The sequence below is a fragment of the Lysobacter sp. CA196 genome (assembly GCF_052078695.1).
Lineage (GTDB): Bacteria > Pseudomonadota > Gammaproteobacteria > Xanthomonadales > Xanthomonadaceae > Lysobacter.
Map to the genome: position 1 here is coordinate 33,080 of NZ_JBQJIN010000025.1, position 11,100 is coordinate 44,179.

The 11,100-nt window shown below is 67.2% G+C and carries 13 protein-coding genes; 9 read left to right on the top strand and 4 right to left on the bottom strand.

Features of this window, described 5'->3' with window-relative positions; genetic code table 11:
* The first annotated feature begins 62 nt into the window (after positions 1-62).
* The 4 genes from trxB to infA all read left to right on the top strand — a co-directional run bounded on the left by trxB (position 63) and on the right by infA (position 3,469).
* Positions 63-1,016: a thioredoxin-disulfide reductase gene (gene trxB, locus ACTOWK_RS18490; RefSeq protein ID WP_441331559.1), complete on the top strand. Its 954-nt coding sequence runs from the start codon at positions 63-65 to the stop codon at positions 1,014-1,016.
* Between the two features lie 163 nt (positions 1,017-1,179).
* Positions 1,180-2,367 carry a GNAT family N-acetyltransferase gene (locus ACTOWK_RS18495; protein WP_441331584.1) on the top strand — a complete coding sequence of 396 codons (1,188 nt, stop codon included), beginning with the start codon at positions 1,180-1,182 and terminating at the stop codon, positions 2,365-2,367.
* Positions 2,364-3,101 (top strand): leucyl/phenylalanyl-tRNA--protein transferase, encoded by a 738-nt coding sequence (aat, locus tag ACTOWK_RS18500; protein ID WP_441331560.1) that lies wholly within the window; start codon positions 2,364-2,366, stop codon positions 3,099-3,101. Before ACTOWK_RS18495 ends, aat begins: the two co-directional genes overlap by 4 nt.
* A 149-nt stretch (positions 3,102-3,250) precedes the next feature.
* Entirely contained in the window at positions 3,251-3,469 is a 219-nt protein-coding gene (gene infA / locus ACTOWK_RS18505) for a translation initiation factor IF-1 (protein WP_031372296.1), read from the top strand.
* A gap of 215 nt (positions 3,470-3,684) precedes the next feature.
* Here infA and ACTOWK_RS18510 read toward each other — a convergent pair whose 3' ends face one another.
* Together ACTOWK_RS18510 and ACTOWK_RS18515 are read right to left on the bottom strand one after the other, a co-directional pair.
* Entirely contained in the window at positions 3,685-3,891 is a 207-nt protein-coding gene (locus ACTOWK_RS18510; RefSeq protein ID WP_441331561.1) for a hypothetical protein, read from the bottom strand.
* 119 nt (positions 3,892-4,010) lie between these two features.
* Positions 4,011-4,208, bottom strand: a complete 198-nt coding sequence (locus ACTOWK_RS18515) for a hypothetical protein (protein WP_441331562.1) — start codon at positions 4,206-4,208, stop codon at positions 4,011-4,013.
* Between the two features lie 497 nt (positions 4,209-4,705).
* On the opposite strand from ACTOWK_RS18515, the gene ACTOWK_RS18520 reads away from it, so the two are divergent.
* Complete coding sequence (locus ACTOWK_RS18520) at positions 4,706-5,056, top strand: DUF6491 family protein (RefSeq protein ID WP_441331563.1); 351 nt, start codon at positions 4,706-4,708, stop codon at positions 5,054-5,056.
* A gap of 90 nt (positions 5,057-5,146) precedes the next feature.
* Here the strand turns inward: ACTOWK_RS18520 and clpA are convergent, their stop codons facing one another.
* Both clpA and clpS read right to left on the bottom strand, forming a co-directional pair.
* Positions 5,147-7,429: an ATP-dependent Clp protease ATP-binding subunit ClpA gene (gene clpA / locus ACTOWK_RS18525; protein ID WP_441331564.1), complete on the bottom strand. Its 2,283-nt coding sequence runs from the start codon at positions 7,427-7,429 to the stop codon at positions 5,147-5,149.
* Positions 7,430-7,518: 89 nt separating this feature from the next.
* Positions 7,519-7,839, bottom strand: coding sequence for an ATP-dependent Clp protease adapter ClpS (gene clpS / locus ACTOWK_RS18530; protein ID WP_441331565.1), 321 nt, complete (start codon positions 7,837-7,839; stop codon positions 7,519-7,521).
* Positions 7,840-7,995: 156 nt separating this feature from the next.
* Here clpS and ACTOWK_RS18535 point away from each other — a divergent pair, with 156 nt between their 5' ends.
* Genes ACTOWK_RS18535 through hflD form a run of 4 tightly spaced genes read left to right on the top strand, consistent with a single transcriptional unit; the run spans position 7,996 to position 10,796 of the window.
* A complete protein-coding gene (locus ACTOWK_RS18535; protein ID WP_441331566.1) occupies positions 7,996-8,556 on the top strand; it encodes a hypothetical protein in 561 nt (186 codons plus the stop codon).
* On the top strand, positions 8,483-9,052 hold the full coding sequence (locus ACTOWK_RS18540) for an NUDIX hydrolase (protein WP_441331567.1): 570 nt from the start codon (positions 8,483-8,485) through the stop codon (positions 9,050-9,052). The genes ACTOWK_RS18535 and ACTOWK_RS18540 overlap by 74 nt, the downstream gene beginning before the upstream one ends.
* 5 nt (positions 9,053-9,057) lie before the next feature.
* Positions 9,058-10,188 (top strand): tRNA 2-thiouridine(34) synthase MnmA, encoded by a 1,131-nt coding sequence (gene mnmA, locus ACTOWK_RS18545; RefSeq protein WP_441331568.1) that lies wholly within the window; start codon positions 9,058-9,060, stop codon positions 10,186-10,188.
* Entirely contained in the window at positions 10,188-10,796 is a 609-nt protein-coding gene (gene hflD / locus ACTOWK_RS18550; protein WP_441331569.1) for a high frequency lysogenization protein HflD, read from the top strand. The genes mnmA and hflD overlap by 1 nt, the downstream gene beginning before the upstream one ends.
* The last annotated feature ends 304 nt before the right edge of the window (positions 10,797-11,100 follow it).

The following is an 11,100-nucleotide window of genomic DNA, read 5'->3' on the forward strand; positions in this document are numbered from 1 at the left end:
ATGGCCGGAATGTCGAGTTTCATTCTGCGCAGAGCGCGCTCCCAACTGCCGCGATTATATACATGACCCCTTCCAAGCACTCCCGTGTCGTCATTCTCGGTTCCGGCCCCGCCGGCTGGACTGCCGCCGTCTACGCCGCTCGCGCGAACCTGAAGCCGCTGGTGATCACGGGCCTGCAAATGGGCGGTCAGCTCATGACCACGACCGAAGTCGACAACTGGCCCGGCGACGCGCACGGCCTGATGGGCCCGGATCTGATGACGCGCATGCAGGCGCACGCTGAACGCTTCGACACCGAAGTCGTGTTCGACCACATCCACACCGCCGATCTGTCCAAGCGTCCGTTCCGGCTCAAGGGCGACAACGGCGACTACACCGCCGACGCCCTGATCATCGCCACCGGCGCGACCGCGAAGTACCTCGGCCTGCCCTCGGAAGACGCTTTCAAGGGCCGCGGCGTGTCGGCCTGCGCGACCTGCGACGGCTTCTTCTACAAGGACCAGGACGTGGCGGTGATCGGCGGCGGCAATACCGCGGTCGAGGAAGCCCTGTATCTGTCCAACATCGCGCGCAAGGTCTACCTGGTGCATCGCCGCGACACCCTGCGCGCCGAAAAGATCATGCAGGACAAGCTGCAGGCCAAGATCCAGGCCGGCAAGATCGAACCGGTCTGGCACCACACCGTCGAGGAAGTGCTCGGCAACGATGTCGGCGTGACCGGCCTGCGGGTGAAGTCGGTGCAGGACGGCACGACCCGCGACCTCACCATCCACGGTCTGTTCATCGCCATCGGCCACACCCCGAACACCACCCTGTTCGACGGCCAGCTCGAGATGAAGAACGGCTACCTGACCATTCAGACCGGCCTCGACGGCAACGCCACCCAGACCTCGGTGCCGGGCGTGTTCGCCGCCGGCGACGTCGCCGACCAGGTGTATCGCCAGGCCATCACCTCGGCCGGTTTCGGCTGCATGGCCGCGCTCGACGCCGAGAAGTTCCTCGACAAGGACGCCTGATGCCGCGGCCTCGCGGATCGATGCGAATCGGCCGCGAACCCGGCGCCTGCAACCTGGCGCCGAAGCACGACATCCACGCACGACCGCCGCGCCCGCTGCTCTGTTCGGAGTGTGGGCGCGCCGTTACCGACTCAGGCCGCCCGTGACCGCCAGCCCCGATGCTCTGTCGATCCGGCTGCTCGCCTCGCTGTCCGAGGTCGCGCCGGCGCAATGGGACGCGCTGCACGACGGCCGCAACCCCTTCGTCGCCCACGCCTTCCTCTCCGGTCTCGAGCAACACGGCTGCCTGCGCGAGGAATGGGGCTGGGCCCCGCACCACTTGAGCGTGTGGGACGGCGACGCGCTGGTCGCGGCGATGCCGGCCTACCTCAAGCAGAACTCGCACGGCGAGTTCGTGTTTGATCACGCCTGGGCCCATGCCTACGCCCAGCACGGCCGCGACTACTTCCCGAAATGGCTGGCCGCGGTGCCCTATTCGCCGGTGACCGGGCCGCGCCTGCTCGCGCGCGAGGACGCGCAGCGGCCGTTGCTGCTGTCGGCGATGGCGCAGTTGTGCGAGCGCCAGGGCCTGTCCTCGGCGCACGTGAATTTCCACGAAGCCGGCGAAGACAGCGCGTTCGAGCACGAGGCCGGCGGCGACTGGCTGCAACGCATCGACGTGCAGTACCACTGGCGCAACGAGGCCGATGCGCAGGGCCGGCGCTGGCAGGACTTCGACCAGTTCCTGGCCGCGTTCGACCACAAGCACCGCAAGAACATCCGCCAGGAGCGCGCCAAGGTCGCCCGCGCCGGGGTCGTGTTCCGCACCGTCGAAGGCCGCGACGCCAGCGATGCCGACCTGGCGACGATGCACCGCTTTTACCTCACCACCTTCGCCGAATACGGCAACCACCCGGCGCTGACCCTGGACTTCCTGCGCCACCTCGCGCGGAGCATGCCGCAGTCGCTGGTGATCTTCCTGGCCGAACGCGAGGGCGAGGCGATCGCCGGGGCGCTGTGCCTGCGCGGCGGCGACACCTTGTACGGCCGCTATTGGGGCGCCGAGGTCGGCCTGCCCGGGCTGCATTTCGAGACTTGCTATTACCAGGGCATCGACTACTGCCTGCGCGAAGGCCTGACCCGCTTCGAACCCGGCGCCCAGGGCGAACACAAGCTCGCGCGCGGCTTCCTGCCGAGCTTCGTGCGCAGCCGCCACTGGATCGCCGACCCGGGTTTCCGCGGCGCCCTGCGGCCGTGGTGCCGCGACGAGGCCGCCTCGGTGCGCCAGTACGCACGTACCCTGTCGTTACACACCCCGTTCAAGGCGGTCGAGGCGCAGACTCAGGCGACCGCCACGGAGCCGGGCCCATGAGCCAGCTGCCGATCCTGCTCTCGCCGGACCCCGACGCGCCCTTCCCGCCGCCCGAACGCGCTCTGCGCCACCCCGACGGTCTGCTCGCGATGGGCGGCGACCTGAGCCCGGGCCGGCTGCTCAACGCTTACCGCCACGGCGTGTTCCCGTGGCCGTCGGAAGGTTATCCGTTGCTGTGGTGGTGCCCGGACCCGCGCACGGTGTTCCGCACCGATCGCGTGCGGCTGTCGTCGAAGTTCCGCCGCGGCCTGCGCCATTGCAGTTGGACGGTGCGCGCCGACACCGCCTTCGCCGAGGTCATCGCCGCCTGCGCGCAGGCGCCGCGCCCGCACCAGGACGGCACCTGGATCACCGAAGAGATGCTCGCCGCGTACCGGCGCCTGCACGAGCTCGGCCACGCCCACTCGGTCGAGGTCTACGACGGCGAGCGTCTGGTCGGCGGCGTCTACGGGGTCGCGATCGGGCGGATGTTCTTCGGCGAAAGCATGTTCAGTGCCTGCTCCGGCGGTTCCAAGGTCGCGTTGGCGGCGCTGGCGCGGCGCCTGCACGAGTGGGGCTGGCCGCTGCTCGACGGCCAGGTCGAGAACCCGCACCTGCTCAGCCTCGGCGCCGAGTCGATGCCGCGCGAGGCTTTCCTGGGCGAGGTCGCGGCGCTGACCGCCATCGCCGAACCGGCCGAGCCCTGGACCGGGAGCTTCGGCGACTGGCCGGCCTCGCGCCTGGCGGAGTACTAGCGCGAGCGGTTTGGGTACTGGCTCCCAGCGGGGCCCAGTCCCAGTGGACGGCGCGATTAACGGATTTTTGCTACCAGGCCGCCGGCGTGGCAGAATGTGCGGCTTCGCGGGCGCGCGACGCCCGCTTTTCGCGACTCCCTAGGAAACACATGGCAAAAGATGACGTGATCGAATTCGAGGGCACGGTGGCGGAAACTCTTCCGAACACCATGTTCCGCGTGCGTCTCGAAAACGGGCACGAGATCATTGCCCATATCTCGGGTCGCATGCGCAAGAACTACATTCGCATCCTGACCGGCGACAAGGTCAAGGTCGAAATGACGCCCTACGATCTCACCAAGGGTCGCATCACCTACCGCATGAAGTAAGCGCGGTAAGTTATTGAAAAAAGGCGGCGCAGGCCGCCTTTTTCATGCCCCCCTGATTCATCTGAGAGCCTCGCCTGGAAGCCTCGGCAAGGCTGCGACTGTCCAAGCGGGCCGTTGCGATGGACCAGCCGTTGCGGCCACCCCGACCCCGCACCGCTATCCGGGCGAGCGCCTGGCACTCGGCCGCCAAACGTCGCCCGGCCTGCGGCTACGACTCAGAACGGCGGCGCCGGGCAGCCGTAGCGCGCCAGGCATTGCGCGACCTTGTACTCGCAATAGCCCGAATCGCTGCCGACCTCGATGCACTTGTTGTAGGTGCGCCAGCAAGCGTCGCAGGGATCGGCCGCGGTCGCAGTCAACGATGCGGCGCTGGCGAACGCGAAGGCGGCCATCGCGGCCAGCGAAAAACCACGCAGTTTCACGGGTAAGCTCCTTTCCTTGGTGGGATGGGACGAGGGTCTTGGCGCCGGCTCGCAGCCACGCGGGCATGGCTATCGCTGCCGCTGCGGCCGGCGTGAAGCAAAGACGATGAGCCGACGAGTTATTCCAGCGGGCAGCCGGCCTGGATCAGGCAACGACTGAACTCGGATTCGCACTCGGCGTCGGGATCGAGCTGACAGGCCTGATAAGCGTTGCGGCATTGCTGGCACGGACCCGGCCAGATGCCCGCCACGGCCCAAGCCGAAAAACCGAAGGCGAACGCGGCGACGGCCGCGAGCGAGAACTTGCGAAGCTTCATGGGTACTCCTTCCTTGAGTCGACGAAAGCTCGTCGGCGCTCGCCGTCCATGGGCGCTTGCTGCGAATCCCCAACGAAGCCGATGACAGACTTGGATAGCAGACTTCGATGGCGGACGACGACGCGACGAGGTGCGTGTAGTGCAACCTGCCGATGGTGCCTGACGACGCTAGCATCGGTTGCGCTCGTTGATCGAGCTGCACTGCGGTACAACGCGCGATGGACCTCACAGATCTCGACACGATTCTTCTTCGCCACGCTCGAAGGCGATCTGCTGTCCGCAAGGCGAGCACGGCGTCGCACCGCGACCTTCGCGAGCACCGCACGAAGCCCGATAAGAAACCACAAACAGATGTAGATGCACGAAGCGGCGAAACGGTTTATGCCAAACGTCATGCCGTGACGAAGGTCACAACGACTTCTTCCAGATTCGAATGCGGCGGCTGGCGACTAACGTGGCCTCAGCTCAATCCGAGCTCGCTCAATTAGGACGCCCCCATGTCGCCTCTATCAAGGACCGCTCTGGCCACCCTGCTCTGCCTTTCCGCGACCGTTGCGTTCGCGGATCCGATCGACGCCTGCGTCGATCTCGGCGCCGAGGCCCAGTTGTCGCGTGTCGGAGAGAAGGCCGTCCTGGTCAAGGATGCCGACAACTACTACCGTTTGAACGTACGCAAGGGTTGCTACGATCTGAGCTTCACGCCGCAGCTCGTGGTGATCGCCGAAAAGACCAAGGGCCGTCTATGTCCCAGCGGTACGCGAGTCAAGACCCAACGCGACTACTGCGACATCGAGTCGGTCGAAAAGATCGACGAGACCGCGTTCCGGGGTTATCGCCGCGCGCGTTGACCGAGGCGCCTCACCAGCCAGCAAAGAAACAGGCAACAACGAAAAGGCGGCCCGGAGGCCGCCTTTTTCTTGCCCTCATCGTTTGCGCGATCAGACCGTGACCGGCAGCAGGCGCTCCGGCTCGGCATGCGCGTCGACGATCAGCTCGTCGTCGCGCACGTCGATGGTGACCCGGCCGCCGCCGACCAACTTGCCGAACAACAGCTCGTCGGCGAGCGGACGCTTGATCTTGTCCTGGATCACACGCGCCATCGGACGTGCGCCCATCTGCGGGTCGAAACCGTGCTGGGCCAGCCAGTCGCGTGCGGTCGGCGTCGCGGTCAAGGTCACGTTCTTCTCGTGCAGCTGCGCTTCGAGTTCGATCAGGAACTTGTCGACCACGCGCAGGATGTGATCGAAGCCCAGCGCCTGGAACTGCACCACCGCATCGAGGCGGTTGCGGAATTCCGGGCTGAAGCCCTTGCGGATCACTTCCATCGCATCGGTCGAATGGTCCTGCTTGGTGAAGCCGATCGAACGCCGCGAGGCCTGGGCCGCGCCGGCATTGGTCGTCATCACCAGTACCACGTTCTTGAAGTTGGCCTCGCGACCGTTGGTGTCGGTCAACGTGCCGCGGTCCATCACCTGCAACAGGATGTTGAAGATGTCCGGATGCGCCTTCTCGACCTCGTCGAGCAGCAGCACGCAATGCGGGGTCTTGACGATCTTCTCGGTCAGCAGGCCGCCCTGGTCGAAACCGACATAGCCCGGAGGCGCGCCGATCAGGCGGCTGACCGAATGCGGCTCCATGTACTCGGACATGTCGAAGCGCACCAGCTCGATGCCGAGCTGCAGCGCGAGCTGCTTGGTGACCTCGGTCTTGCCGACGCCGGTCGGGCCGGCGAACAGGAAGTTGCCGATCGGCTTGTCCGGGTTGCCGAGCCCCGAGCGCGCCAGCTTGATCGCCGAGGCCAGGGTCTCGATCGCCGCGTCCTGGCCGAAGATGACCATCTTGAGGTTGCGTTCGAGGTTGCGCAGCACGTCCTTGTCGCTGGCCGACACCTGCTTGGTCGGGATGCGCGCCATCTTGGCCACGATCATCTCGATCTCTTCGATGTCGATCAACTGCTTGCGCACGTTCTCCGGCAACAGCCGCTGGCGCGCGCCGGCCTCGTCGATGACGTCGATGGCCTTGTCAGGCAGCAGCCGGTCGCCGATGTGCTTGACCGACAGGTCGACCGCGGCCTGCAAGGCTTCGTCGGCGTAGGTCACGCCGTGGTGCGACTCGTACTTGGGCTTGAGGCCCTGCAGGATCTCGTAGGTCTCGCCGACGGTGGGCTCGACGATGTCGATCTTCTGGAAGCGCCGCGCCAGCGCGCGGTCCTTCTCGAAGATGCCGCGGTACTCCTGGAACGTGGTCGAACCGATGCAGCGCAGCTCGCCCGAGGACAACGCCGGCTTGATCAGGTTGCTGGCGTCCATGGTGCCGCCACTGGCCGAACCGGCGCCGATGATGGTGTGGATCTCATCGACGAACAAGATCGCCTCGGGCTGCTTCTTGAGCTGGGCCAATACCGCCTTGAGCCGCTTCTCGAAGTCGCCGCGGTACTTGGTGCCGGCGACCAGGGCGCCGAGGTCGAGGGCGAAGATGGTGGCGTGGCGCAGCACTTCCGGCACGTCGCCGTCGACGATGCGCTTGGCCAGGCCTTCGGCGATCGCGGTCTTGCCGACGCCGGCCTCGCCGACGTACAGCGGGTTGTTCTTGCGCCGGCGGCACAGCACCTGGATGGTGCGTTCGACCTCGTCGCCGCGACCGACCAGCGGGTCGATCTTGCCCTCTCGGGCCAGCTGGTTGAGGTTGCTCGCGAATTCGGCCAGGGCGTCGGACTTGCCTTCGCTCTCCGGGCCTTCGGCCGGCTTGGATTCGCTTTCCTCGTGGTGGCCGTGGCCGTCTTCGGCGTTGTGCTTGACGATGCCGTGCGACAGGTAATTGACTACGTCGAGGCGGGCCACGTCCTGCTGGTTGAGGAAGTAGACCGCGTGCGAATCCTTCTCGCCGAAGATGGCGACCAGCACGTTGGCGCCGGTGACTTCCTTCTTGCCTGAGGACTGCACGTGATAGACAGCGCGCTGTAGCACACGCTGGAAACCCAAAGTGGGCTGGGTATCGCGGTCGACGTCGTCGGGCAGCACCTGGACCGAGGTCGCGATGGCCTGTTCGAGGTCGCTGCGCAGGCGCGCGAAGTCGGCGTTGGTCGCCTTGAGGACGGCCTCGGCGGACGGGTTGTCGAGTAGTGCGAGCAGCAGGTGTTCGACCGTCATGTACTCGTGGCGCGCCTCGCGGGCGCGCTTGTAGCACTGGCCGATGCTGTATTCGAGATCCTTGCTGAACATGGGGCGGAGCCTCCAGAACGTATGCACGCTACGTGGGGGCGCTCGCCGGCTTTTCCATGCCCCGCCCCAACGGGTGCGACAACTACCTTTTAGGCCTTTTCCATCGTACACAGCAAGGGGTGTTGGTGAAGTCTTGAAAATTCGTTCACCTGCGCGACCTTGGACTCGGCGACCTCGCGTGTGAAGACGCCGCATACGCCGCGGCCGCGGGTATGCACATGGAGCATGATCTGGGTGGCTTTTTCGACGTTCATCGGGAAAAAGCGCATCAGGACCTCGACCACGAAGTCCATCGGGGTGTAATCGTCGTTTAGCAGGAGTACGGAATACAGCGGCGGCCGCGCGACTTCGGGCTTGCCGACTTCCACCAATACGCCATGACTGTGTTCTTGTTCGGTCTGTTTTGCCATTGCGCGATTATAAACCCCTGCCCCGTACTGCCGTGGATGCCGCCGCCGTGCGACATGGACGCATGCCCGGCCGCATTGCAAAATGCCGCAGCGCCGCCATCTTGGTCGGAGCCGCCGGTCAAGGTTGCGCCGGCGCCGCGAAATTCAAGGACCCTCATGCGTCTGCCCCGTTACCTGCCTGCCCTGCTGTCCTCGCTGCTGCCCGTCCTGGCGACGGCCGCGCCGGCCGCGAAGGCGGACGCCGCCTCGCTCAAGAGCGCTCCGGCCGCGACCGCCCCGGCCGCGCCCAAGGCCGAAGCCGCCGCCAAGACCGCCGACCCGCGCATCGGCAAGCAGCTCGACGCCCTGGGCTACAAGTACGAGGTCGACAAGGACGGCGACTACACCCTGACCTTCGGCCTCGACGAGGACCGCAGCCAGATGGCCTATGTGATCTCGCACACCGAGCGCTACGGCAAGCTGCAGGTCCGCGAGGTCTGGTCGCCGGGCTATCGCACCTCCGACAAGCAGTTCCCGGCCGACGTCGCCAACCGCCTGCTCGAGGACAGCCAGCTCAGCAAGATGGGCGGTTGGGTCAAACAGGACTCGGTGGCCGTGTTCGTGGTCAAACTGGACGCCGACGCGAGCCAGGAAGACCTCGACGATGCGATCGACTATGTGGTCCGCGCGGCCGACGAGATGGAATCGCAACTCACCCCCGGCCAGGACGAATTCTGACGTGACCTACCGCGAAGGCCGTTTCTGGCAACCCGACGTCACCGTCGCGACCATCGTGGTCGACGGCGGCCGCCTGCTGATGGTCGAGGAATCGGTCGGCGGGCGCCTGGTGATCAACCAGCCGGCCGGGCACCTGGAGCCGGACGAAAGCCTGATCGACGCCGCGCTGCGCGAGACCCGCGAGGAGACCGGCTGGGACGTGCGCCTGACCGCCTTCGTCGGCGCCTACCAGTGGAAGGCGCCGCTGCAGGAGGACGGCGCCGGCGGCCGCCACTACCTGCGCTTCGCCTTCGCCGCCGAACCGGTCCGCCACGACCCCGGCCGGCGCCTCGACGAGGGCATCGTCCAGGCCCTGTGGATGAGCCCGGCCGAACTGCAGGCGCGCTCGCCCGAGCACCGCAGCCCGCTGGTCTGGCGGGTGGTCGCCGACTACCTCGGCGGACGCCGCCATTCGCTGGATCTGCTGCAGCAAATGGTCTCGCCCGACCCGGTCTGACCGTCATGGCCGTATCGGTACGCACCATCGTGGGCATGTCGGGCGGGGTCGATTCCTCGGTCGCCGCCTTGCGCCTGCGCGACGCCGGCGAGCCGATCGCCGGCCTCTTCATGCAGAACTGGGCCGACGACGGCAGCGGCGATTGCCGCGCCGAGGACGACCGCCGCGACGCGGTCGCGGTGTCCGGCCGGCTCGGCTTGCCGATCCATTTCCGCGATTTCTCCGGCGAGTACTGGGCCGGGGTGTTCGAGCACTTCCTCGCCGAATACGCCGCCGGGCGCACCCCGAACCCGGACGTGCTGTGCAATCGCGAGATCAAGTTCAAGCATTTCCTCGACGCCGCGCGCGAGCTGGGCGCGGAGTTCATCGCCACCGGCCATTACGCTCGGGTCGACCAGGTCGGCGCCGAGTTCCGTCTGCTGCGCGCGCTCGACCGCAGCAAGGACCAGAGCTATTTCCTGCACCAGCTCGGCCAAGCCCAGCTGTCGGCGACCCGGTTCCCGCTCGGCGACCTGCTCAAGCGCGACGTGCGCGAGATGGCGCGCGCGGCACAACTGCCGACCGCGGCCAAGAAAGACTCGACCGGCATCTGTTTCATCGGCGAACGCGATTTCCGCGAATTCCTCTCGCGCTATCTGCCGGCGCGCGAAGGCGAGATCCGCACCCCGGCCGGCCAGGTCGTCGGCCGCCACCCAGGGGTGTTCTATTTCACCCTCGGCCAGCGCGAAGGCCTGAACATCGGCGGCGTGCGCGGTTTCGAGCCGGCGCCGTGGTACGTGGTCGGCAAGGACGTCGCCGATAACGTGCTGTACGTCGATCAGGGCAGCGACAGCCCCTGGCTGCATTCGCAGACCCTGTGGTCGGAAACCGCCCATTGGATCGCCGGCCGGCCGCCGGCCGGCCGCTTCGTCTGCAGCGCCCAGACCCGCTACCGCCAGCCCGACCAGGACTGCGAAGTCTGGGTGCGCGACGACGGCAGCGTGGAAGTCCGTTTCGCCCAATCCCAGCGCGCGGTCACGCCCGGCCAATCGCTGGTGCTGTACGACGGCGAGGTCTGCCTCGGCGGCGCGGTGATCGCCGCCACCGACGCACCCGACTGCGCCGCTCCCCTGCCCCCCAAGGAATCCACTACGTAATGGCCGATATCTCCGAACGCGTACTCGCACTCGCCGGCCTGGCCCAGGCCTTGGGCCAGGTGCGGCGCATCGCCGACACCGGCCAGGCCAACGCCGCGGTGCTCGACACCGCCCTGGATTCGGTGTTCCGCATCGACGCCTCGACCCCGGCCGCGGTCTACGGCGGCCTGGCCAATCTGCGCCCGGGCCTGGTGCTGCTGCAGGACTATTTCGTCAACCGCGCCAACGACGAGCACCTGCCGCGCCTCGCCCTGGCAGTGCTGCAGCTCGAGCGCCGTTTCGTCCGCGACGCCGCCATGACCGAGAAGGTCCTGCGCGGTATCCACGGCCAGGCCACCGCTGCCGGCCGCCTCGGCAGCAGCCACCCCGACGTGATCGCCGCCCTCGGTGGCCTGTACGCCGAGACCCTGAGCCACCTGCGCCCGCGGGTGCTGGTCCAGGGCAACCCGCATTACCTCGGCCAGCCCGGCGTGGTCGCCGAAGTCCGCGCCGCCCTGCTCGCCGCGGTGCGCTCGGCGGTGCTGTGGCGCCAGCTAGGCGGCAGCTATTGGGATTTCCTGCTGCGCCGCCGCGCCATGGTCGATGCGATCGAGGCGCGCTTGGGCTGAGGGTCGCGGCACAGCTTCCTTGGTAGGAGCGGCGCAAGCCGCGACCTCGTTCCGGTTGCCGCGTTGTGCGGGTGGGTGCGTCGCTTCGGCGGTCGCGGCTTGCGCCGCTCCTACCCTTTGCTGGCGTGGCGCCCTTGTGGCGGACACCTTCCCTGTAGGAGCGGCGCAAGCCGCGACCAACCGCAGAGACGTACGCAAGCGGCGGCCCCGAAGCGATGCAGCTCCAGGCAAGTCGAAGGCCCGGCTTCGGCCGCTGCGCTTTCGATCACCTCTGCCTTCGGTCGCGGCTTGCGCCGCTCCTACC